Raw genomic sequence first — 23,146 nt, 5'->3', positions numbered from 1 at the left:
CGAGGCAATCGGACCGCCGGGCAAATGCGGTTCAGCCGCACCCTAAACAGGAGGAATGACGCATGGCGAGGCAGCATTCAACGCCTCTGGTTATCTCCGGCGATGGAGCTTCGGTAGTGACTGCAAGGCTCCTCGAGCTTGGCCGAGGGGGACATGGCGTGACCGAGGCGGCGATCCAGGACCTCATTCATCGCTTTCCATCCTGCCTGCCCATCGCCGAGATCGATCCGTTATTCGCTAATCCGGTACCCATTTGCCGAGAGCTTTCGACGCCGGCTGGTCCAATCGACAACTTCATGGTCACGCCTACAGGCCTGCCAGTGCTCGCTGAGTGCAAGCTTTGGCGCAACCCAGAAGGCAGGCGGGAGGTAGTTGGGCAGATTCTCGACTATGCGAAGGAACTAGCGCTGTGGACCTCATCCGACCTGCAACGCGAGACCAGCCGAAGAGTAGGCAGAGAAGGAAATGTCCTCCTCGATCTGGTGCGGGCAGCAGGAAACGATGTGGACGAGATCAGCTTCAATGATGCGCTGACACTGAACCTGAGGCGAGGACGGTTCCTGCTCCTGATTGTAGGTGATGGTATTCGCGTCGGGGTAGAGACGATCGCGGAGTATCTACAAGGCCATTCCGGCCTTCATTTTACGTTGGGCCTCGTCGAAATGCCGATCTACGAGCTGGCAGACGGGACTCGGATCGTCGTGGCGCGTGTTCTCGCGAAGACGCAGACAATTGTGAGGAGCGTTATCGCCCTGCCGGATGGCCTCGCTCTGTCTGAGGACGAAGAAGAGGAATCCTCTGGTCCCGTCGAGACATCGGAAAGAAGAGCCGGGCGGGAGCGGCGCAACGCCATCAGGCAGAGCTTCTGGCAAGATTTCCTGTCGGGACTCCATCTCGACGATCCGGATCAGATGCGGCCGCCACCTGCCCTTGGCGGCCATATCGTCTTCAAGTTCGGAGCGCCCGGTGGTTCGAGTTGGTTGACGGTCTACCGTGATATGCGCGCCAACCGCGTCGGTCTGGACCTATCTTCCAACCGTAACTCTGTGGGCGAGCGCGCGTCGAAGGCCCTGGCCCCTCAGGCAGAGGAGTTGGCTGCGGAATTGGGTCCAGGGGTGACGATCGATTTTGCGGGCGACAGGCCAATCATTGCTCAGGACTACACCCGTGCAGGACCTGGAGAATCCAGAAGACCGGGCACGGGCCCTGAACTGGCTTCAGGAGCGGACAAACGCGTTTGTAAACGCACTTCGGCCGCGCATCCGATCGGCGCTTCGCGATTTAGTGGAGGAATGAATTTGGCCGCGCACTCACTGTAAATACCCATTGCACACCATCGCTGGCCCACCCCTCATACCGCACTGATAAAGCCAGCTGTGCGCTGAGCGACAGACGCTCAGAAAGGCATTCTGGTCGGTTGAAGTCGACGTCGATGGCGCTTGATCGGGCAAGTGCAGATGTTAGATATTGCACGAAGTAAGTCGTCGACTATTGAGAAAAGCCACCGACGTCATGCGCCGTAATGCCGCGCTAGCTCGGTAGTTGCGTTTCGTTCAGTAAAAATGGAGACCTGTGTCCGGTCATTAACAAGCCTTGGCGAATGGTTAATGGGTAGCCTTCGGTTGATCGTTCTTGTTTTGTCCGATGAATTTGGGTAAGGCGAACGGATAACTCTATTCGCTTACCAGCCTTGCAAGCTCCGGCTCGCGTATTTTAAGTAGAGTGAAATCGTATGTGTCGGGGGGCACTTTCATGTCGAGCGCCATAAAGAAAAAGACTGCTGCGAATATTTCTGTCTTGGACACGTTGAAACTACTGGATGGTGAGTTTCACGAGGTGGCCGAAGGCGTTGCCAAGGGCGAATATGCCCTCTGGCTTGGTTCCGGAATATCTCGCGAGCGCGTGCCCGATCTGCGCATCGTGGCGCGACGCGTCCTCGACTACCTGTCGAAAGAAGCGCGCGCAGAAGCTGATGACGGTCCGTTCAAGCGGGCACTTAGCAAGGCCTTGGACTACGCGCTCACTACTGCGGAAAAGGTCGGGGTCGATCAATCTGTTGAGCCCGCGCAGTGGCCTAATGTTGACACCATCGTCGACCGATTGGTCGGAAAATATGCGCTGCTTCTGGACCTGCGGATCGCAGGGAAACGGTCGGATCACTTGGTGTGGGACATCGTGGATGTTCGTAACACCTACGCCAACGACAATCTTGAGCCCGACTGCGAGCATATTGCGATTGCGGTGCTTGCACTTGAAGGAGTCATTCCGAAGGTGGCGTCGGCGAATTGGGATGGGTTGGTGGAAAAGGCCGCTGCGTCTATTACAAACGGAAATCAGGATATCGTCGCCATCATGGTGCGGGCCGATGATATTCCCGGCGCAAACGGCAGGACGCACCTTCACAAGTTTCATGGCTGCGCGGTTCGTGCTAAGCAAAGCGAGGAGCTGTACCGCGAGTACATCGTGGGAAGAGATCAGCAAATCACGGACTGGCCGAACGACCCGAAGTTCGCGCTGATGAAAAATCAACTCGACGGCATGAGCGTAACGTATCGCACGCTCATGATCGGGCTGTCAGCGCAAGACTCTAACATCAAGGATATTTTCTCGGCCGGGCGCGCGATGCTGAAACGCGCGTGGCCCGCTCATCCTCCTGCTTATGTTTTTGCCGGCGACGAATTGGGCGCTGAGCAGGGTACGATGATCAAGAGCGTCTATCAGGACGACTACGACAATCATCAAGAGGAAATCGAGAAAGGCGCGAAAATACCCGCGTATGGCAAGCCACTCCTGTCCGCGCTGGTATTAAGCGTGCTCAGTCAGAAGTTGGCTAGTTTCATTCGCCTTGCCAACGCACCGTTGCTCCTCGCGCCAGAGCGGAAGAGAATCGCCGACGGCGCGATGGAGATACGTGATCTGATCGCCGCGTTAGCGGGCGATAGCAGTGACGACAAGCGCAATTTCGTCAACGGGCTTGTCGCGGGCATCACACGCAATCTCGCGATGTTTAGAGGCGACAACCATGCTCTCGTCAACAGGGTATATGGGCCTGTTGGCACCGTTCCAATTGGCCAAATGGGGAACGATCCCAATCTTCAGAACTCCGGCATGCCGGAGCTGGCGATGTTTGTGGGAGCAGTCGGGCTAGGAACGGCAGTTGAGGGATGGACTCTAACGCAGCCTGTCGGTGGTCCAGATGTTGGAAGCTTCTCCATTTCGACGCCTGCGTCGGTTGCCCCGCAGAAGGTCTTCGTGGTTTCAAACAATGAAACAGTATCGAAGCTAGTCGGCGAGGGCGTTCTAGACGAGAGTGACACGAACACGATCGTCGCCGTTTGCTCCGCGCCAGTCCCTCGCCGCCAGACAAACCCGTCGGCGACCTACGGTCGGGCAGGTAAGGATGATGCCCCGTCGGGGTGCCGTGAATTCAGCTTCAAGAGTCTCGTGGAGAATGCCACCGGCGCTGACCATTTGCTGGCGCGCCTGAAAGAGGAGGCAACGCTGTGAGCTTATCGACACAAGCGCCTGTCGAGCGGATCGTTTCGATCCTAGAAGCATCGAATGCCTTTCGGCGCGTCCCCACACCGATCAAGATCGGCAATGTCCCATTCGACTTCGCCGCGGTGTTGATCGGCAAGGACAAGAATCCTGACTTGGTCGTAATTATCGACACGATCAACGAGGAGATTCAGCGAACGCGCCAGAAGATCGGCGGTCTCGGCCGCGCAATGGATGTGGTAGGCTCGCGTCGTCCGGTAACGGCGATTCTGACAGGACCGCGGCCTGATGAAAACACGCTAGAGTCGATCGCTCGCGTTTGCCGCGTTCTGCCAGTAGGCACACCTACGGGAACCAAGGACGACGAAGTGCTCGAAGACTGGCTTTCGGTTCTATTGCCGCTGCCGATCGCCCCACAATCGGGGATCGCGGCCGATCCGATTGGCGAAATAAAGAAGCTTCTGCCAACGACTCTGGATCATTCGCTCGCGGACGTCGTGCTGCAGGTTTCGCCGCGGGGCCCTAAGGCTGTCCAGCAGGAATTGAAGCGGAGGCTCACCGTTCCTTTCGCGATTGCGGCGAAGAAGCTCGGCGAGGACGAATGAGCAATCTCGATGATGCCCTCCAGCTATCTGTCACTGATTTCCGCAGTATCGCGGGAACGGTCACCGTTCAGCTCGACGCTCCGATTATTCTGATCCACGGGCCTAACGGGACCGGAAAGACTAGTTTGCTCTCCGCGCTTGAGTTGGCCCTTACCGGCGACATCAGGTCGATGCGCGACGACGACACGAACTTTGCTCGTCATATCGTTCATGAGGGCGCGAGCGAGGCTAAGGTCGCCCTCACGGGACGACACGCGCCGACGCCGGCGGTTGGCAATTTTGTCATCGGGGGCGGCGTTTTAACCGGAACTCCGTATCTGGATGCACGCGATCGGAAGTTTTTCGCCGAGCGATGCTATCTGGCCCAGTCGATGCTTGGGCGACTGCTTGACATCTACCAAAAGTCTAAGGTCGAAGATGGCGAAAGCGCGCTTACGCAGTTCGTCAAGGATTTGCTTGGATTAAACCAGCTAGATGCGCTGGTAGACGGTCTGCATGATGCTGGTCACAAAAGCCGAACCAAAACGCTCGTTCCGGAGTACCGGGCCTTCGAGACGAGGATCGAGCGGACGGCCCAGGACATCGTTCAGCTCACCTCAGAGCTTTCCGAGCTGAACCAAAGCCGGGCAACAGCTCTTGCCCCAATGAACGTTGCCCTCGCGGCACTCTTTCCGGGCGAGACGCCGGATACTTTTGACTTCGGAACCGTGGGCGATCGTCTTCGAGCTCTTTCGAGTGACAATGGTCTTGTCGAGGCAACGCGTCGCCTTACGGAGCTACGGTCGCTCGATAGCGCCTGGGCGAAGTTGCCAAAGGATGCGGAGGCCAGCGAGCGGACCGACGTGGAGGCCGCAGAACTTGCCGCTGTCCAGGCAGCCGATGGTTGGCGCGCCTCGACTGGCTTCCAACTCGAAGAAGTAATCGTATCCCTCCGCGCCACGTTCCCGGATTTGCCATCTTGGTCGTCAACCGATCCGGCATCGGCGGCCGAGACTGCCGGTCAGCGTGTCGCTAACGAATTGACTCGCATCAAAGGCCTGCTCGATAGGGACGACGCCGCCGGAAAACGCGAAGATGAACTGAACGAGTCGGTCTCGAAGGAAGAGGCGCGCGGTCAGCTTATTGACAGTCAGCTGGCGGGTGTCGCGAAGGACGCCGGTGACTTTGCGGGTGCGCTCGCCGCGCTCCTTCCGCACGTCCACACCGAGGACTGCCCGGTTTGTGGCCGCGATTTTTCACAGATATCGCCCACCGAGCCTCTTTCGGTTCACTTGCAAAAAACCATCGCGCAGTTGACCGCGGACGCAGGAAAACTGTCGGAACTGTCGAACGAAAAGTCGTCCTCCGGTGGTCGGTTGGCGCAGCTGCGTCGCGAACTTGGCTCGCTGAAATCGCAACGAATCGCGGACGATGCCAGAGCTTCCATGATAATGGTGCAAGCGAATATGTCGGAGGCGAAGGTAGCGTTGGACCGCTTGGCCACTTCGGCCGCGAGCGGCACGGCGCTGCTTACGCACGAGGCGTCATTACGCGGGCGGCTTGCCAGTTTCCGAGAGCGAGATCGCTCGGCGTCTGATCTACGCAACTCGCTTATTCGCATTGCCGACGAACTGGCGCGCCAAGACTTGGCCAACGAGCCATTCGACTCAATGCTTAAATCGTTGGTCGAGCAAGTTCAGGCCAATGTGACGCGCCTAAACGCGTTGCAGTCGCAAAAGTCGGTTGCGTTGCAATCATTGCAGACGGTTCTATCCATCGATCAACGTCGTGCAATTGTTTCGGGCGAGCTCTCAAAGGCACGCGACACGCTTGTCATACTGAAGGCGGCTGTTGCCGAGCTTGAGAAGCTCAAGGCGCAGGCAAAGATACTAGGGGAGACCGCTCAAAGTGCCCGAACGTCGATCGTGCGGCGTGTGTTCAACGACTCGCTCAACAAGTTGTGGCGCGACCTGTTCATCCGGCTTGCTCCGACTGAACCATTCGTGCCTGCATTCAAGGTTCCCGAAACGGATTCTAAGGATTTTGCCAAGCTCGAGACTGTGCACCGCAACGGCAAAAAGGGAGGCACGCCGGGCTCCATGCTCAGTGCTGGAAATCTGAACACCGCCGCGCTGACGCTGTTCCTCGCGTTGCATTTCTCGGTCGGTACGAGATTGCCATGGCTGGTACTGGATGATCCGGTGCAGAATATGGACGAGGTCCACATTGCACAGTTCGCGGCTTTGCTGAGAACGATTTCCCGCGCACACGGTACGAAAGTAGTCATAGCCGTGCATGAACGGACGCTCTTCGACTACCTGAAATTGGAGCTAAGTCCCGCATTTGAGAAGGACCGTCTTCTGGCGCTTGAGCTTCGTCGGACAGCGGGAGAATCCACCCGAATCGTGCCTGACCTAGTCACCTACTTGGTGGACGCTGTGGCGGCGTAGCAGACTGCAGCGAAAACTTATAACCGCTCGCACGTTGGAAGCGCAAACCGCGGACGCCTTGCTCCGGCGAAATGCGGCCGACCCGACGCTGCAGCCAGTGCCCAACGAACGTCGCGGCGCCAACTCGAGGTCGACGAAGGAACGGCCGCTCGACCCCATGCTGCCATCCGTTCTCGGCCCCAACCTTCACAGTGGTTGCCCGTCACCGAACTAAGCCACAGCTGCTGGCTTCGAAACACATAAGCCGCTACTCCATGTTCACGCTTCGTGCTTCGAAAGTCGCATTAAGGGCAATGTGGAACTGCTCAAGATCAGGCTTCGTTACCGCGATTGCAACCATGGCTGTGGCCAGCAGTACCTGCAAGGTGCTTCACAGGCCTGTGTGCGAGCGTGATCTTTGCCGACACCGAGAGCGCCCTTGACAGGGATATGACAAGGGCACCGTCAGCCTGTTGCATCGCGCAACCGGCCGCATTGAACCCGAACTTGACGACAGAGATCGCACAAAGGCGGCTTCATGCTGAACAGGTCATGGCGGCGGCCCCGAAGACTTCCGAACTAGAAGTTGAGGTTCGATCGAGACATCCTTGCGAACCTTGCGCCCGCCCTCAAGCTGTTCAGTGATGCAGCCTATCGCCTCTCTGGCGCTCAGCTCCAGCGGCTGCCGCACGGACGTAATCGTGGGCGCGAGCAATTCGCCGACGCTGATGCCGTCGATACCAACCACGGAAATCTGGTCGGGAACCGAGATTTGGCGCTCTTTCAACGCCTCGATCGCTCCGAGCGCGGTCATGTCGTTGAAGGTCACTATAGCGGTCGATTTCGGATGTTCGAGAAGAATGGTGTTCACGCCCGCTCTTCCCAGTTCCGCCAGTTCCTTGCCGGAGAACCTGGGAACGCCTTCTGATGCGTCAGGCATCACCAGATGGCAGTCTTCAAGTCCATGGCTAGCCACGGCCTCCAGGAAGCCTTCGGCCTTGGATCTGCGGCTGAAGGTCGTCGTGCTGAAATCGGCTATGTAGGCGATGCGGCGGTGCCCCAGCATCACCAGGTGGTCGACAGCAAGGCGGATCGCCTTCCGGTGATCGATCGACACGAAATCCACAGACGGAGGAAGCTGGTCCAACTGCTTTTCGTCGACGGCGACAACGCAGAGACCCATCTTCACGTAGCCGGCCAGTTCGTCGTTCGTCACCAGGGCTGACGAGCAAATTACCCCACGCACGCCCAGCGCAGATAGGCCGACCCAAAAATCCCGCTCGTTCGAGGCATCCTGCAACGTGTTGCAAAGGATAATCCGGAATCCCTGTTCCTTTGCGGCCTGCTCCATGGCCACCGCAAGCTCTCCGAAGAACGCGTTCGCCACAGTCGGGACGAGCAGGCCGATCATCGGTGTCTTGCCGGTCTTCAACTGAAGTGCCGCGTGGCTTGGAACATAGCCCAACTGTTTGATCGCCTGCTCTATCCGCTCCTTCGTCTCTGGGCGCATGTGATGAAGGCGGTTGTTGAAGAAATTTGAGATGCTGGTGGCGGATACGCCAGCCGTCCTTGCTACGTCCTGGATCGTGACTCTTCCCATGCCGCCTCCTGCACACACCATTTCGATCAGGGCAACTGATTTCATCGTCTGAGAGTGCGGTTCAACGATATATCAATATTCTGTTGACACCGACAGGTGGTTGTGTATCGATACACAAGAGGCCGCTGCAGAGACAGCTAAAGACGGCCGCGGACCTCAAAGGTTCAACCGCTAGAGGGAAAAACGATGAAAAACCAGCGTGATAGCCGGACGTCGCGTGTCCGCAGCTTGCTTGCCGTCCTGCCAGTCGTCCTGACGGCCGCGTTTTCGCTCACCTCAACAACTTCGGCGGCCAACGCCGAGGACAAGCAGCTAGTGTTCTACGAGGCGAGCCACGCCTGGCTCGGCCATCCTTTCTGGAACGTTCTCAACAAGGGAATGCACGACGCCGCCGACAAGTACGGCGTCAAAGTCGTCAGCCTTCAGGAAAACTCGCCACCGAATTCGGCCCAGCAGTCGGAGAAGATCGACCGCGCCATCGCCGCCGAGCCCGATGGTCTCATCGTTTCCCTCCCCGACGCCAAGGGCGTCCAAGCGAGCCTGAAGCGCGCGACTGAAAAGGGGATTCCGATCATCGCCATGAACGTGGGCGATACCCGTCCGGTCGGTGAGCGTATCCCTTACCTGTTCTACATCGGCGGCGACGAAAGACTGGGCGGCGAAAGGGCTGCGGAGTACATTCTCAGCCACAAGAAGCCGACGTCGGGCATCTGCGTGAATACCAACGCGGGCCAGTCAGGCCTGGTGGCGCGCTGCGAAGGCTTCACGGACACCTACAACAAGGCCGGCCTCAAGGCCGACACCATCGTGGTGCCGCCCGACAGTCCGACCCAGGCCGCCGAGCAGTTCCGCGCCTACCTGACCGCCAACCCCGACATCTCTTCCGTCTTCGTCGTGGATCCAACCTACACCATCGAGATCATGAAGGTGCTTCAGGAGGCCGGAAAGATCGACAGCGTCACCCTCTTTTCCTACGACATGTCGAACGACGTCATCAATGCGATCGAGAAGGGCCAGATTCTCGGCACAATCGACCAGCAGCAGTACCTTCAGGGCTACCTGGCGGTCGAGTTCCTCTATCTGAACAAGAAGTACGGGTTTACGCTCGCCCAAGACGTGCTGACTGGTCCGGCCATCATCGACAAGGACAATGTCGCGACCGTCAAGGCGAACGTCGCCGCCGGCTATCGGTGAGGCGAGAAGGGTGAGCGCGCTCCCCGCTCACCCTTCAATTCGGAGGAAAGTATGCAAACGTTGAAGACGACGGCTGTCGCACCCGATGTCGGGCCGCGGCCTGGCCACAAATTCCGCCGCTTGATCTCGCAAACGCCTTGGGTAGGTGCGGCCATTTCCGCCTTGGTCGTCTTCGTCATCTTCCTGACGGTGGCGCCTCATTTCAGCTCGGCGGAATCGCTGACTTCAGTGGCCATCGTGGCGGCTCAGCTCGGGATCGGGGCCGCGGGCGTGACACTGCTGATGATCGCCGGAGAATTCGACCTCTCCATCGGGTCGGTGCTTGCGCTGACGTCTATTATCGCTGCGTTCCTGACGTCGGTCGCGGGCGTGAGCGTTCCCGTCGCCCTATGCGGCGCGCTGGCAAGCGCAGTTCTTATCGGCCTGCTGCACGGCACGCTTGTGCTCTATGCGTCCATACCGTCGTTCATAGTGACGCTCGGCGGCCTCATGTTCTGGCGCGCCATGGTCTATCTGATCTCGGGCGGATATCCTGTTTCGGCGCCCGCCGATTCAGCCGTCCTGACGTGGATGTCCCAGCGTTTCGCGAACGGCCTCAGCATGGGGCTTCTGTGGTCGCTCGTCGTTCTCCTGATCGCGCACTGGGTCCTGACCAACACCAAGTTTGGCAACTGGATATATGCCACCGGAGGCAATGTCGCCGCCGCCCGGTTGAAGGGCGTGCCTATAAACCAGTTGAAACTGACCCTGTTCGTGATGACAGCGGTTTTGGCCTGCTTCTCCGGGCTTGTCCAACTCGGCCGTTTTGGAACCGTCGACGCCAACCGCGGCTCCGGCCTGGAACTCGAAGCCATCGCCGCGGCCGTCATCGGCGGCAGCAGCCTTCGCGGCGGTGTCGGCAGCGTGCTTGGGACCCTGCTCGGGTGCTTGACGATCGCGATGATCCGGCAAGGGCTTGCCCTGATAAACATGCCGCCGGCAGTCTACCAGGCACTGCTCGGCGCGCTGCTTGTTTCCGCAGTTCTTATCAACCGGGCGATCGAGAAGAGGAGCCGCTCATGAACTCGGCGGAGGTACTCCTCGACGTTCGCAACGTCGCAAAAAGCTACGGACATATCGAGGCAGTCAAGGACGTTTCCTTCGCTGTCGGCAAGGGCAAGGTGCTTGCCCTTCTGGGCGACAACGGCGCCGGGAAGTCCACCCTAATCAGCATGCTGAGCGGAGTGGTTTCGCCAGATCGTGGCAGCCTCCACTGGGAGGGCCGCCCGATCGACTTCCGTTCGCCGCAAGCCGCCCAGGACGCAGGCGTGGCGACGCTGTTCCAGAACCTTGCCCTCGTCGACGAGCTGAGCATCGCCAGGAACATGTTTCTTGGGCGCGAGGACTCCGTGACCAAGGGCTGGGGGCCGTTCAAACGTCTGGATCACGCAAAAATGCGGCGCGAAACTGAACAGGCCGCTATCTCGATGGGGCTTCGGCTGCGTAGCGCCGATGATCGTATCAGCGAACTTTCCGGTGGCCAGAGACAGAGCATCGCCATCAGTTGCGCGATCCACTTCAGCGCGAAGCTGATCATCCTGGACGAGCCGACCGCCGCGCTTTCCGTCCGTCAGCAGGAGCAGGTCCTGGACACGATCCGGGCGGTCCGGGACCGCGGGATTTCCGTAATCTTCATCACCCACAACGTGCACCACGTGCGGCCAGTCGCCGACGACATCGTCGTGCTTCGCAACGGCAGGTCGATCGCCGCCTTCGGGATCGACGAGGCGGATCCCGAACACGTCTCCGCGCTCATCCGAGGCAACGAGGAGCCGCGCCGGCATTAAGCGCGGCCAGCAAGGATCTGGAACATTGAGAGGATGGCCAGGGGAATATGCGTATGTCTGACCCAAGCCAAACTCTCGACCAGCTGACCATGGTCGTCCTTCAGAAGCGCTTCGAGGCGATCAACCGGGAAATGGCATATACGCTGGCCCGGACAGGCCGATCGGGAGTGCTGAACACCGCGCTCGATTTCTCGTGCACTATGACGGATGCCCGGCATCGCACTGTGAGCGCGGGGCAGGGTCTTCCCATACACACCGGCGCAGCCCATCTGGTGCCGAAGGCCGTTCGTGACCGATACGGTGACAACGTCCGCGAAGGCGACTGCTTCATCAACAACAGCAGCTACCTGGGCAATACACACTGCGCCGACGTGACGCTATGCGCTCCCGTCTTTTTCGACGGCAGGCTCATGTTCTTCTCGATCGCCCGCGCGCACCTCAGCGATATCGGGTTTCCGACCCCTACGACCTACGGATCCCTCTGCAGGGACTACTATGCCGAGGGTCTGACGCTTCCCTGCCTGAGAATCCAGGCCGACTATCGAGACAACTTCGAGCTGGTGGAACTCTGCAAGGCTAACATCCGCGCTCCCGAGCAGTTCTATGGCGACTACCTCGCGATGGTCGGAGCGGTGCGTACCGGGGAACGCCGGGCCCGGGAGATGTGTGAGCGGTCCGGCGTCGAGACGGTGCTGGCGTTCCTGGACCAGTATCAGGAATACGCGTCCATGATGGCGAAGAGCGCAATCTCGCGGCTGCCGGCGGCCACGTTAAGCAAGCGCGCGATGCACGACGGCGTCAGCGAGGGTTTCGAGAGCGGTTTGCCCATTTCGGCGACGATGACGGTGGACCCGACGGCCGGCGAGATCACGATCGACCTTACGGACAACATCGACTGCCTTCCGATCGGCCTGAACATGACCGAGGCGACCGTCACCGCCAGCTGCCTGACCGCAGTGCTCAACATGCTGGGACCCGACGTGCCCAGGGCATCGGGTTCGTTCGACCGGGTGCGGATCAAGATGCGCGAGAACTCCGCGATCGGACTGCCGAGGTTCCCCGCGGCGACCAGTTCGGCGACCACCAATCTCGCTCACATCCTGATCGATCACATCCAGGCTATGTTCGCCGAGGTCACCGACACGCGCGGCACCGCTTACGGGACCGTCGGAAATCCCGCCTCCGCTCCCTGCGTCAGCGGTTTCGATTCCCGGCGCCAGGCGCCCTTCGTGAACCAGATGGTGCTCGGATACTGGGGCGGCCCCGCACTCGCCGGCCACGACGGTTGGCTCACATACGGAAGCGGAACGACGCAAGGCATGCTCTCCCAGTCCTCGGTCGAGGTCATGGAGCAGCAGCAGCCTCTGATCATCGAGAAGCTCGAGCTCCGTCCGGACTCAGGAGGTGCCGGCGAGTGGGAAGGCGCGCAGGGCTGCGACTGCGTCATCCGGGTGAGAGACGACGCGGTGACCTTTTCGGTCAACAGCGGCGGCGAGCAGTTTCCACCGGCCGGAGTAGCAGGCGGGCTGCCAGGCGGACAGACCAGAACGTGGAAGCGAGACCTGTCAGGCGCGCTGAGCGAGCTCCCGATCTTTTTCGACGTCACCCTTCGTCCCGGTGAGCGCCTGATCGCCCACGGAAGCGGGGGCGGCGGCTTCGGTGATCCAGGCAAGCGATCGCGGGAAAAGATCGAGAAATCGATTTCGGAAGGTCTGCTGACCGAAGCCCACGCGGCAAGGCTTTACGGCTATGCCCGGGCCGACCCAACGGCGGGAAGCCGTCCCTGCTCGGGAGATGCACTATGAATCTCACCATCTCCGTGGATGTGGGCGGTACGTTCACCGACATCGTGGTGGACGACCACGGAGCGCTCCGCTTCTACAAGTCGCTCTCGAACCACGACGACATTCCGCAAGGGATAATGGACGGGATTCAATACGTCGCATCCGACCGCGGCACCAGCGTCAGGGATCTTCTGAAAGCTTGCGCGACGTTCTCGTGCGGCACGACGGCGGCCACAAACGCCATTCTCGAACGCCGCACTGCCAGGACCGTCCTGATCTGCACCACGGGGTTCCGCGACGTGCTGCGCATCCGGGAAGGAGGCCGGGAAAACAGCTATGAGATATTCGAGGACTATCCCGACCCGCTAATCCCGAGACAGCTGACGTTTGCCGTCTCGGAAAGGATCAATGCGGAAGGCGGCGTCGAACTCTCCCTGGACGATAGAGAGGTTCGAGAGGTTCTGGCGCGCGTCAAGAAGACCGAACCCGAAGCCGTCGCAGTCGCCTTGATGTGGTCGGTGATGAATCCTAGGCACGAGCTGCGGGTCGGCGAACTGATCTCCGAGACATTGCCGGGTGTTCCATTTAGCTTGTCGCATCAGGTCAATCCCGCCGTGGGCGAATACCGCCGGACGTCCGCCACAGCACTCGACGCTTCGTTGAAGCCAGTTATGAAGGACAGCATCGGCACCCTCGCTACCCGGCTTGCCGATGCCGGATTCGAGCGAACGCCGCTCTTCGTCTGCTCCAACGGAGGAAGAACTTCCGGTGAGGTCATCGTCGACAAGCCTGTTTTCCTGTGCCTGTCCGGCCCTTCCGCCGCCCCGGGCGCTGCGATCCGCCTTGTCGGACACGCCGGCCTGCGCGAGCGCAACGTGATCTCCATGGACCTCGGGGGGACGAGCCTCGACGTCTGCATGGCGATCGACGGCGCGGTCGCGATGCAACGACAAGGAACGATCGCGGGACATGTCTTCGGCGTACCCTCGGTCGATATTTCGACGATTGCCGCCGGCGGAGGCTCGATTGCGAGGGTCGACGCCGGAGGCTTCGTACACGTCGGGCCGCAAAGTGCAGGATCCAAGCCTGGACCGGCTTGCTATGGCTTGGGTGGGGAACGGCCGACGCTTACCGATGCCAATCTGGTTCGCGGCCTTCTCGAGCCGGGTCGGTTCGGGGGCGGCCACCTCACGCTCGACCGCCAACGGGCTGTGGCTGCGATTTCGAAGCATGTGGCCGATCCGCTGGGAATTGGCGTCGAGGATGCTGCCGCGATCATCTCAGCCGTCGCCGAGCAGAACATGGTGTCGGCCATTGAAGACATGACTATGCGCAAGGGATTTGACCCTCGCGACTTCGTCCTCGTCTCCGGTGGTGCGGCAGGCGGTTTGCATGCTGCCAATCTGGCCAAGGAACTCGGCATTCGTAAGGTTCTGATACCGCGTGCGGGCAGCGTCTTGAGCGCGTATGGCATCTCGACGGGCGACATCAAGTTCGATTTCGGCAGGATCGCCCACAGCCGAAGCGACGCTTTCGATTTTGGTCTTGTGAATTCGACGCTCGCCGCACTGGTGGCCGAAGGAACTGCGTTCCTCGATTCAATGGGTATCGACGATGACAGGCGGGAGCTCCTGCTCGCGGCCGAGTGCCGCTACAATGGACAGGTCTGGCAGATACCCGTGCCCGTCGGTAGGCAGAGCCTCGACGCGCAAGCTCTCACCGAACTCGTCCTGGATTTCCACCGCTTGCACGAGCGGCTCTACTCGGTTGCCTCGCCTGCCGAGCCGGTCGAGTTTCTCGAATGGCGCATCCAGGCGGTCGGTCGGGTGCAGGTGCGGGCGCCAACGGGCGCCGCGATGGCCAATTTCTCGCGCCGGGTTTCCACGAAGAGACAGGTCTATCTTTCGCAAAAAGGAGGGTGGTCCACGATCGCCGCCTTCGATGCCGGCACGCTGCCAGCCGGAAGCGAGTTGTCGGGGCCGGCCATCGTTTCAGATTTGCTCACGTCAAACTTCGTGCCCGCGGGCAGTCGAGCAAGCACTACAGCCGAGGGCGGGCTGCTGATCTCGTTTGACTGACTGAGGCCGCGGGATATCGACGCAACACGCCTGCGACAGTCATCGATATTGTAATATTCTGATATATTGCTAAATGTCCGCTGGCGCGCTGGAGCTGACAAAATGAACGTATGCATGGTAGGCCACGGCATGATGGGCACGTGGCATTCGGACAGCCTAAAGGACTTCGGCTGCACACTGCATACGCTTGTCGGCCGCGAAGCGCCTAAGACGGAAGCCTTCGCCGTCGACTATGAATATCGCAAGTGGACGACCGACTACTCCGCCGCCGTTTCCGATGACGAAATCGACATCATTATTATCGCGGGGCCTAGCGCCACCCATGCCTCGATGGCGATTCAGGCTCTCGAGGCGGGCAAGCACGTTCTGGTCGAGATTCCGCTGGCATTGAATTATCCGGACGCGCTCGAAGTGGTGGAACTCGCCGAGCGGCTGGGCCTCACTCTCGGCGTCGTCCATCCGATGCGTTTCAGGCGCGAGCACGTCGAACTGTGCAAGCGCGTTGGCGCAGGCGAGGAGAATGTACGTCATGTCCATTCCAGGCTCTTCCTTCATCGGCTGGAAAACGTAGGCTCCACAGGTCTGCATCGCAGTTGGACTGACAACCTGCTCTGGCACCATGGTGCGCACTTGGTCGACGTGGGGCTCTGGCTTGCAGGCGGAGGCGTTCCGCAGCGCGCGGCCGCGCGCATCACGCGCTCTTTCGCGATCATGCCGCCGCCTTTGCCCAAGACCGGCATCCCGATGGAACTGGCGGCGATGATCGAGACCGATCGGCAGCAGACGATAGTGTGTACCGGATCCTATCACTCGCAGGAAAGGATGTTCGACATCTTTGTCGTCACGGACCGGGAGGCTTATCGGCTCGATATCCTCAAGGGCACGCTGTCGCTGAGCGGCCGCGAGCAGCCCGTGCAGTCGGAAAAGGAAAACAATGCCCAAGTGAGCCGCGATTTCGTTTCGGCGGTTCGTGGCGGCAAGGCCCCGCTCGTCACCGGGCGGTCCGTCCTTCCGGCCATGAGCATTCTCCAATCCATTGAGGACGAGCAGGCCAAATGGTGGGACGCGCATCCCGATGCCGAGGCGCGCCAATGACACCGGAGCCGATCCTGGACGTCGTGCACAGCACTGTCGGCACGGACATGCCACGGGGCGCATGCGATTGCCATGTGCATGTTTTCGGGCCGCGCAAACAGTTTCCGCTGTGGAACGGACGCTCCTACACCCCCCCGCCGGCCCCGGTCGAGGCTCTTGCCGCCCACCAGGCGGCGTTGAATCTTGACCGCGTCATCGTCGTCCAGCCCAGCATTTACGGCACGGACAACACGTGCACTCTCGATGCCATTCGGATGATGGGTCCTGGCGCGCGCGGGGTGGCCGTCGTGGATCGTCATGCGAGCCCAAAGGGAATGGAGGAATTGGCCAGCGGGGGAATCGTGGGCATCCGTCTTAACCTCGCGGCTGGCTCCGTGTCCGAGTTGGATCGAATACGCGATGATGTCCGATGGGCATTCGCGCTGACGGAAAAGCTCGGCTGGCATGTGCAGATATTCACGGAGTTGGGCATCATCGCTGCTCTGGAAGCGGAATTGAAGCAAGCGCCCGTCCCGGTGGTCATCGACCATTTCGGCCGTGCCGATGCCGACAGGGGTTTGGATCAACCAGGCCTCGATACGCTCATCTCGCTTGTCTCGTCCGAGAAGGTCTACGTGAAGCTATCGGCGCCCTACCTAGTTTCGGCCGATCCCCAGTCGACCGCTGTCGGGCACTTGGTCCGCGCCTTCGTCAAAGCCAACCCCGACCGTCTTCTCTGGGGTTCGAACTGGCCCCATCCGGGCGGGGGCACGGGCGCGTCCAGCCCGCATGGAGTCACTCCTTTCCGCCCAGTCGACGACGCAAAGGCCCTCGACCGCATCGCCGCTTGGGTTGATAGTTCCGACGCCCTGAGAAGCATTCTGGTCCGAAATCCAGCGAAGCTGTTCGGCTTCGCTGACGAGGATGGCTTGAAATGAAAAAGGTTCCCAACACGCTGAGAAGCTCTCGGTGGTTCGCTCCGGACGACTTGAAGGGATTTGGCCACCGCTCCCGCATCATGCAGATGGGATATTCGGCAGATGACTGGGTGGGAAAACCCGTCATCGCGATCCTAAACACCTGGTCCGACATCAACCCGTGCCACGCGCACTTCAAAACTCGCGTCGAAGACGTGAAGAGAGGCGTTTTCCAGGCAGGCGGCTTCCCCATCGAACTTCCGGCGCTCTCGCTCTCCGAAAATTTCGTCAAGCCGACGACGATGCTCTACCGGAACATGCTCGCCATGGATACCGAAGAGCTGATCCGATCCCATCCGGTCGACGGGGTCGTCCTGATGGGCGGTTGCGACAAGACCACGCCTGGATTGATCATGGGGGCGATCAGTGCGGGGCTGCCGGCCATCTACGTGCCGGCCGGACCGATGTTGCGAGGCAACTGGAAGGGAAAGACGCTGGGCTCCGGTTCGGATGCATGGAAATTCTGGGACGAACGCCGCGCCGGGAATATCTCCGACAAGGATTGGCAGGATATCGAGGCCGGAATCGCCCGCAGTCACGGACACTGCATGACCATGGGAACGGCATCGACCATGACGGCGATCGCCGAAGCGATCGGAATGACTCTTCCGGCGGCCTCGTCTATCCCGGCCGCCGACGTCAACCACATTCGCATGTGCTCGGAGGCGGGGAGGCGGTGCGTGGATATGGTCTGGGAGGACCTGGTGCCCGCCAAGGTGCTCTCTCGCCAGGCGTTCGACAACGCGATCGTCGTCTCGATGGCAATGGGATGTTCGACCAATGCCGTGATCCATCTCATTGCGATGGCTCGACGCGCTGGGCACAATGTGACGCTCGACGACTTCGACAAGGCAAGCCGGGTTGTCCCGGTGATCGCCAATGTTCGCCCCAGCGGCGACACATACCTGATGGAGGACTTCTACTACGCTGGCGGACTGCCAGCCCTCATGAACCGTCTCGCCAGCCGGCTTTCCATGTCGGAGATGACCGTGAACGGGCAAACGGTGGGGGAAAACATCGCCGGTGCCGAGGTCTACAATCAAGACGTTATCCGGCCGCTCGACAACCCGATTTACCCCGAAGGGGCGCTGGCTGTCCTCAAGGGCAACCTTGCGGAGAACGGCGCCGTCATTAAACCGAGCGCATGCAGTCCACGATATCTTCGCCATACCGGGCCTGCGCTTGTCTTTGACGACTTCCCTTCGATGAAAGCGGTGATCGATAGCGACGACCTGGACGTCACCGCCGATCACGTGCTGATCCTTCGGAACGCCGGCCCGCAAGGTGGGCCCGGCATGCCCGAGTGGGGAATGCTGCCGATACCGAAGAAGCTCGTGAAGCAGGGCGTGCGCGACATGGTTCGCATATCCGACGCCAGGATGAGCGGGACGAGCTACGGGGCCTGCATCCTTCACGTCTCGCCGGAGGCCTTTGTAGGCGGAACGCTCGCCCTCGTCAGGACTGGCGACCTCGTCTCGATCGACGTTCCAAACCGCGAGATCAGGTTGGAGATATCCCCGGAGGAACTCGCGGATCGCCGGGCGGCGCTGAAGCCTCTGGCTCCCCGGTTTACCCGCGGGTACGGCGCCATGTTCTCCCAGCATATCCAGCAGGCGGACAAGGGTTGCGACTTCGACTTCTTGGAGACGAGCTACGGTGGGGTAACTGATGAGCCGGCGATATTCTAACGGCCGAGACATCGTCTTATCGGGGTGCCCGGCTACCGGATGTCCTCGACCGAAACGGCATCCGTGTCGAACATATGCGGGAAGCTGGTCTTCACGACCTTGATAGTAGGGAAGATGCTATCGATCTGAGCCTGGAACGCTTTCTCGGCACCGTCCTCGTCATGATTCTTGATCCGGTCGTAGATTTGACGGTGCTCGTCAAGCACGAGGTCGAATGTGTTTTCGGTCGGGAACGCATGCCGCCGGATTCGATCCAGTTGCCCGGTCGCCATATGAATTGTCTGCCAGGCATCGGGAAATCCGGCGCACCTGCAGACAAGGCTATGGAACTCGTTGTCGAGCGCGAAAAAAGCATCGACGTCCCGGCGCTTCGCGGCGGCCGATTGCTGGAAAAGCGAAAGCTCAAAGTCGGGTGCTATTTCGGTCGTGAAATTGCGGGCTGCAAGCCTCGTCAATCGCACTTCGAGCGTGTCGCGGACCATCTGACCCTGCAGGACCTGCCTCAGGACAATGCGGTTTACGAACGTTCCGCCTCCCGGCCTGATCACTACAAGATTCTGCGTGGCCAAGTTCAGAATTGCCTCACGGAGAGGTGTTCGTGAAATGCCCAGTTCGGCGCAAATCTCCTTTTCAACGAGCGGTGCCCCCGGAGGCAAATGCATCGATATGATCGCCTGTCGAATGAGCTCATAGACTTGATGGGTTTTCGGCAGGCTGTCGCTAAGAGCCCTCTTTGCAACGAATTTCTTGAATGAGTCCATGATTTGGTGTTCCGCCCGAAGAATGCGCGTCCGCTAGGTCCGACCGCATTGTCGAACCTATCTTTATTTTCAGACCGACCCTATGTGCCTGCCCGCCCGTTAGGTTGGCTGCCTCCGAGTCTTTATGGCGTCCACATACATAGCGACGAAGATTACCGCTCCGGTCACCAGCTGATAAATGTAGGGGTTGGCGCCGACTTGGTTGAGGCCGTTGAAAATCACCTGGAACGCGAGCGCGCCGAGCAATATCCCCGGTAGGATCTTGCCGCGCCCGCCAGAAAGGCTGATACCTCCCACGACAGCAACCGCGATAGCGTTAAACTCCAGCCCTCGACCAAGAAACCCCGTTATGGAACCGACTTGAATAAAGCTGGCGGATGCCGAAATCCCTGCGAACAGGCCGGACAGTACAAAGACCACGAAGCTGGTGAGACGCGTGTTGATTCCGATTCTATGCGATGTCTCCTCGCTGTTTCCCACGGCCGTAACGTGCCTGCCAAAAGCCGTGTGGAGATGGGCATAATGAACGACCACCAGCAGCAACGCCAGCAACAGCGTGTCGACGAATACCGGGCCCAATGTTGAGTTGCCCAGATTCTGAATGCTCGCGGGCAGCGGAATGACGCGCGCTTCTGTCAACATCAGCCCAATGCCGCGGAACGTGATCATGGTGCCCAAGGTGGTAATGAGCGAATTGATGCCCAGGACCGAGACGATGAAGCCGTTCAGCGCTCCCAGTAGGGAGGCAATTACGAGGATGAGGAAAAAGCCAAGGATTGGTCCAACTTGGCCGCCGTCCATCAAGAGGCCGCCGATCGAGCCTGCGAGGAACGCTATGGACCCGATCGAGATGTCGATCTTGCCGCTCATGATGACCAGAGCGATGCCTGTTGCGGCTGCGGTAACGGGCACCATGGCGTGAAGCATGGCGAAGGCGTTGCCGACCGTCGCGAAATTCGGTGCGGCGATCGAGAAGCCGACAATCACCGCCAGGAGAATGGCCCCAAATCCGAGGACGGGGAGCCGGCGCCTTCCCGTGAACTGGCTCGTCGATACTGTGGTCATTGGACGGTCTCCTGCGCATGGGCGACTGCAGGCCGAGCGGAAATCGATTCCATCAGCTCGTCCTTGGTCGCGGTGCCCGGCAATTCTTGCGTTATGCGGCCGCGGATGATGACGACGTAACGGTCCGCGACGCGCATGATCTCTTCCAGTTCCGAGGATATGAAGAGAATGGCCGCGCCTTCTTTCGCGAGCTCGACGCTGAGCTTGAGGATCTCGTCCTTCGCCCCGGTGTCGAGTCCGCGGGTTGGCTCGTCCAGTATGAAAAGTTCCGGCTTTAGCGGTAGCCAGCGTGCGAAGACGACTTTCTGCTGATTGCCCCCCGAGAGCGTTCCGACAGGCTGTTGCGGCGAACTTACCTTCACCCCGAGACGCTTGATGAGGGTTTCCGCCAAGGTCTTCTCGGCGTCGGTGTCGACGAGGCCCGATTTCGACTTCATTTTCTTCAGCTGCGGCAGCGAAATGTTTTCAGCCACGCTGAAGGGAAGGATCAGGCCCTCGCCCCGTCGGTCTTCGGTGACGAGCCCGGTGATCTTTCGAAGGTACTCAGGTTCGACGCGCCCGGAGCTTCCGTTGGCGGTTAGCTCCAAGTCGCCACGATCGATGGGATCGAGCCCCATGAGCGCGCGCACCAGTTCGCTTCGCCCGGAGCCGAGCAGGCCCCAGAGGCCGACGATTTCGCCAGGCCGAAGCGTCAGGTTTATGTCATCGAGAACGCGCTCGCGGGTCAGGTTGCGCACAGTCAGCCTGGCAGGAGCGCTGGTTCTGTATGGCTCCCTCAACCGCTCAGTAGCGGCAATCTCTCCGAGCATTTCGCGAAGCACGGTCGAGGGTGTCGTGTTCTCGATCTTGGTTGCCGAGACCGTACGCCCGTTCCTCATTACCGTGACTGCGTCACAGATCGTGAAGACTTCTTCGAGGAAATGCGTGATGTAGACGACGGCCGTCCCCATTGCCTTCAGCTTGCGCACGACGTCGAAAAGGCGCTCGCGCTCGGGGCGCGAAAGCGAAGAGGTGGGTTCGTCTAAGATGACGATCCTGGGGTTGGATTTCAGCGCCCGCGCAATCTCCAGCATTTGGCGGTCGCCTGTGCTTAGGGTTTCGACGGGCGTGTCCGGCGAGACGCTGCAGCCGACCAACTGGAGAAGCTCCTTGCACCGGGATCGCATGGTCTGGCGGTCGATCCTTCCGAACCGGGTCGGAAAGCGGTCGATGAACACGTTTTCGGCGGCGGTCATCGTGGGCAGCATCGTCAGTTCCTGGTGGACAAAAGCGATGCCATGGCTTGCCGCGTCGCGGGCGTGTCTCAGCGCGACGGCCTTGCCGTCGATTTCGATCGTCCCATCATCGACCGGGATGATGCCGCCGAGCGCGTTCATCATCGTGCTCTTGCCTGCGCCGTTGGCACCCATGAGCGCGTGGACTTCGCCTGGCATTACCGACAGATCACCTTCGGAAATGGCGACGGCGGAGCCGAAAGATTTGCGAATGCCCTTCATGGAGAGGCGTGCAAGTTCGCTCATGCCTTCCTCCTCAGTGCCTGATCGAGATAGACGAAAATGATGATCAGCACTCCCTTCAAGATAAGGCTCGCGAAGTAGGAGGCGCCCAGCTGGTTCATCGAATTGCTGATCAAGGTAACGAACAGCGCCCCGAGAACGGCATGGAGAGGATTGCCGATACCGCCGTAAATGCTGACCCTGCCGATCACGCAGGCGCTGATGATGTCCAGAAGCAGGCTATCGTTTCCAAGGTTGGCCGATGCAGATCCTAGCCTGGCAACCAGGAACACTCCGGTTATGGCGGCAAAACAGCCGGACAAGACGTAGGTCGACAGAACCAGGCGCTTCACGTCCATGCGGGCGATAAGGGCGGCTCGAGGATTCAGGCCTACAGCCTTTATCTGCCGTCCGTATGCGCCTTTTGCGATGATTGCCGTGGCGACCGCGGTGATCACCGCCGTGATCCATACCAGCATGGGGAGGTTTAGGAGGCGGAAGCGGATTACGTCGTCGAAGACGGGAGGGTAGCCCGAAACGCTTTGCGAGCCGGTTATCCATACGCTCGCTCCCCCGACTACGGTCATCGTCGCCAGGGTGACGACGAACGGTGCCATGCCGAAGTAGGCGACCGCCGCTCCGTTGAATGCGCCGAGCGCGGCTCCTATTGCCAGCATCATGATCGGACCCAGCATCGCTACTTGCGTCGTCTGCATCGCGATCACGCCGATGATGGCGCTGAATGCAAGAATGGCAGGCAGCGAAAGGTCGATCCCGCCACCGATCAACACAAAAGACATCCCCATTGCCAGCAGGCCCAATACCGAGGTCTGGACCAGGACATTGACGAGGTTGTTGACCCGGAAGAATGCCGGGGCGTTCATGTACATGTAGCCAAGGAGGACGATAGCGGCCAGCGCGACCAGCCCGAAGATAATCGTGTTCTCCTTGCGCACAGCGACGGCTTGCATCCTAAACTCTCCTCCGTGAGTCGCCGTTTTCCGGCTCGTTGCCCTTGTGTTCAAGCAAGTGGCCAATCATGTCGGCGGTGAAGCAGGCGCGACCTTCCGCGCCAGCTCCACCGCCGCCGCG

The 23,146-nt window shown here is 60.0% G+C and carries 17 protein-coding genes; 12 read left to right on the top strand and 5 right to left on the bottom strand.

What is annotated here, in order from left to right; all coding sequences use genetic code 11:
- Positions 1-158: 158 nt before the first annotated feature.
- The 4 genes from P9228_RS22285 (at position 159) to P9228_RS22270 (ending at position 6,532) form a co-directional block, all read left to right on the top strand.
- On the top strand, positions 159-1,319 hold the full coding sequence (locus P9228_RS22285; protein WP_278055650.1) for a hypothetical protein: 1,161 nt from the start codon (positions 159-161) through the stop codon (positions 1,317-1,319).
- A 433-nt stretch (positions 1,320-1,752) separates the two neighbouring features.
- Positions 1,753-3,507, top strand: coding sequence for an SIR2 family protein (locus P9228_RS22280; protein WP_278055649.1), 1,755 nt, complete (start codon positions 1,753-1,755; stop codon positions 3,505-3,507).
- Complete coding sequence (locus tag P9228_RS22275; RefSeq protein WP_278055647.1) at positions 3,504-4,103, top strand: hypothetical protein; 600 nt, start codon at positions 3,504-3,506, stop codon at positions 4,101-4,103. Before P9228_RS22280 ends, P9228_RS22275 begins: the two co-directional genes overlap by 4 nt.
- A complete protein-coding gene (locus tag P9228_RS22270; RefSeq protein ID WP_278055645.1) occupies positions 4,100-6,532 on the top strand; it encodes an AAA family ATPase in 2,433 nt (810 codons plus the stop codon). The genes P9228_RS22275 and P9228_RS22270 overlap by 4 nt, the downstream gene beginning before the upstream one ends.
- 529 nt (positions 6,533-7,061) lie before the next feature.
- Here the strand turns inward: P9228_RS22270 and P9228_RS22265 are convergent.
- Entirely contained in the window at positions 7,062-8,111 is a 1,050-nt protein-coding gene (locus tag P9228_RS22265) for a LacI family DNA-binding transcriptional regulator (RefSeq protein ID WP_278055644.1), read from the bottom strand.
- Positions 8,112-8,297: 186 nt separating this feature from the next.
- Here P9228_RS22265 and P9228_RS22260 point away from each other — a divergent pair, with 186 nt between their 5' ends.
- The 8 genes from P9228_RS22260 to araD all read left to right on the top strand — a co-directional run bounded on the left by P9228_RS22260 (position 8,298) and on the right by araD (position 18,732).
- On the top strand, positions 8,298-9,305 hold the full coding sequence (locus tag P9228_RS22260; RefSeq protein WP_278055643.1) for a sugar ABC transporter substrate-binding protein: 1,008 nt from the start codon (positions 8,298-8,300) through the stop codon (positions 9,303-9,305).
- Between the two features lie 162 nt (positions 9,306-9,467).
- Positions 9,468-10,367: an ABC transporter permease gene (locus P9228_RS22255; RefSeq protein WP_278055641.1), complete on the top strand. Its 900-nt coding sequence runs from the start codon at positions 9,468-9,470 to the stop codon at positions 10,365-10,367.
- Positions 10,364-11,131 carry an ATP-binding cassette domain-containing protein gene (locus tag P9228_RS22250; RefSeq protein WP_278055639.1) on the top strand — a complete coding sequence of 256 codons (768 nt, stop codon included), beginning with the start codon at positions 10,364-10,366 and terminating at the stop codon, positions 11,129-11,131. Before P9228_RS22255 ends, P9228_RS22250 begins: the two co-directional genes overlap by 4 nt.
- A 53-nt stretch (positions 11,132-11,184) precedes the next feature.
- A complete protein-coding gene (locus P9228_RS22245; protein WP_278055638.1) occupies positions 11,185-12,936 on the top strand; it encodes a hydantoinase B/oxoprolinase family protein in 1,752 nt (583 codons plus the stop codon).
- Positions 12,933-14,993 (top strand): hydantoinase/oxoprolinase family protein, encoded by a 2,061-nt coding sequence (locus P9228_RS22240; protein WP_278055637.1) that lies wholly within the window; start codon positions 12,933-12,935, stop codon positions 14,991-14,993. Before P9228_RS22245 ends, P9228_RS22240 begins: the two co-directional genes overlap by 4 nt.
- Before the next feature lie 102 nt (positions 14,994-15,095).
- On the top strand, positions 15,096-16,088 hold the full coding sequence (locus P9228_RS22235; RefSeq protein WP_278055635.1) for a Gfo/Idh/MocA family oxidoreductase: 993 nt from the start codon (positions 15,096-15,098) through the stop codon (positions 16,086-16,088).
- Positions 16,085-17,005: an amidohydrolase family protein gene (locus tag P9228_RS22230; RefSeq protein WP_278055633.1), complete on the top strand. Its 921-nt coding sequence runs from the start codon at positions 16,085-16,087 to the stop codon at positions 17,003-17,005. The genes P9228_RS22235 and P9228_RS22230 overlap by 4 nt, the downstream gene beginning before the upstream one ends.
- The gene (gene araD, locus P9228_RS22225) at positions 17,002-18,732 is read left to right on the top strand and encodes an L-arabinonate dehydratase (protein WP_278055632.1); all 1,731 of its coding nucleotides are present in this window, start codon (positions 17,002-17,004) and stop codon (positions 18,730-18,732) included. The genes P9228_RS22230 and araD overlap by 4 nt, the downstream gene beginning before the upstream one ends.
- A gap of 32 nt (positions 18,733-18,764) precedes the next feature.
- Here the strand turns inward: araD and P9228_RS22220 are convergent, their stop codons facing one another.
- The 4 genes from P9228_RS22220 to P9228_RS22205 all read right to left on the bottom strand — a co-directional run bounded on the left by P9228_RS22220 (position 18,765) and on the right by P9228_RS22205 (position 23,025).
- Positions 18,765-19,493 (bottom strand): GntR family transcriptional regulator, encoded by a 729-nt coding sequence (locus tag P9228_RS22220; protein WP_278055631.1) that lies wholly within the window; start codon positions 19,491-19,493, stop codon positions 18,765-18,767.
- Between the two features lie 99 nt (positions 19,494-19,592).
- Positions 19,593-20,558, bottom strand: coding sequence for an ABC transporter permease (locus tag P9228_RS22215; RefSeq protein WP_278055629.1), 966 nt, complete (start codon positions 20,556-20,558; stop codon positions 19,593-19,595).
- Complete coding sequence (locus tag P9228_RS22210; RefSeq protein ID WP_278055627.1) at positions 20,555-22,078, bottom strand: sugar ABC transporter ATP-binding protein; 1,524 nt, start codon at positions 22,076-22,078, stop codon at positions 20,555-20,557. The genes P9228_RS22215 and P9228_RS22210 overlap by 4 nt, the downstream gene beginning before the upstream one ends.
- Entirely contained in the window at positions 22,075-23,025 is a 951-nt protein-coding gene (locus tag P9228_RS22205; RefSeq protein WP_278055625.1) for an ABC transporter permease, read from the bottom strand. The genes P9228_RS22210 and P9228_RS22205 overlap by 4 nt, the downstream gene beginning before the upstream one ends.
- Positions 23,026-23,146 lie beyond the last annotated feature (121 nt).

The sequence above is a fragment of the Mesorhizobium sp. WSM4898 genome (genome assembly GCF_029625845.1).
Classification (GTDB): Bacteria; Pseudomonadota; Alphaproteobacteria; order Rhizobiales; family Rhizobiaceae; genus Mesorhizobium.
Note: the sequence above shows the minus strand (reverse complement) of the source record. Positions and strands in the feature narration are given on the sequence as shown.

Excerpts from the sequence above, each read along its gene's own strand:
- P9228_RS22260 (WP_278055643.1), top strand. The coding sequence starts at position 8,298 with ATGAAAAACCAGCGTGATAGCCGGACGTCGCGTGTCCGCAGCTTGCTT.
- P9228_RS22205 (WP_278055625.1), bottom strand. The coding sequence starts at position 23,025 with ATGCAAGCCGTCGCTGTGCGCAAGGAGAACACGATTATCTTCGGGCTG.
- P9228_RS22240 (WP_278055637.1), top strand. The coding sequence starts at position 12,933 with ATGAATCTCACCATCTCCGTGGATGTGGGCGGTACGTTCACCGACATC.
- P9228_RS22210 (WP_278055627.1), bottom strand. The coding sequence starts at position 22,078 with ATGAGCGAACTTGCACGCCTCTCCATGAAGGGCATTCGCAAATCTTTC.
- P9228_RS22230 (WP_278055633.1), top strand. The coding sequence starts at position 16,085 with ATGACACCGGAGCCGATCCTGGACGTCGTGCACAGCACTGTCGGCACG.
- P9228_RS22235 (WP_278055635.1), top strand. The coding sequence starts at position 15,096 with ATGAACGTATGCATGGTAGGCCACGGCATGATGGGCACGTGGCATTCG.
- P9228_RS22245 (WP_278055638.1), top strand. The coding sequence starts at position 11,185 with ATGTCTGACCCAAGCCAAACTCTCGACCAGCTGACCATGGTCGTCCTT.
- araD (WP_278055632.1), top strand. The coding sequence starts at position 17,002 with ATGAAAAAGGTTCCCAACACGCTGAGAAGCTCTCGGTGGTTCGCTCCG.
- P9228_RS22250 (WP_278055639.1), top strand. The coding sequence starts at position 10,364 with ATGAACTCGGCGGAGGTACTCCTCGACGTTCGCAACGTCGCAAAAAGC.
- P9228_RS22280 (WP_278055649.1), top strand. The coding sequence starts at position 1,753 with ATGTCGAGCGCCATAAAGAAAAAGACTGCTGCGAATATTTCTGTCTTG.
- P9228_RS22215 (WP_278055629.1), bottom strand. The coding sequence starts at position 20,558 with ATGACCACAGTATCGACGAGCCAGTTCACGGGAAGGCGCCGGCTCCCC.
- P9228_RS22220 (WP_278055631.1), bottom strand. The coding sequence starts at position 19,493 with ATGGACTCATTCAAGAAATTCGTTGCAAAGAGGGCTCTTAGCGACAGC.
- P9228_RS22270 (WP_278055645.1), top strand. The coding sequence starts at position 4,100 with ATGAGCAATCTCGATGATGCCCTCCAGCTATCTGTCACTGATTTCCGC.
- P9228_RS22265 (WP_278055644.1), bottom strand. The coding sequence starts at position 8,111 with ATGGGAAGAGTCACGATCCAGGACGTAGCAAGGACGGCTGGCGTATCC.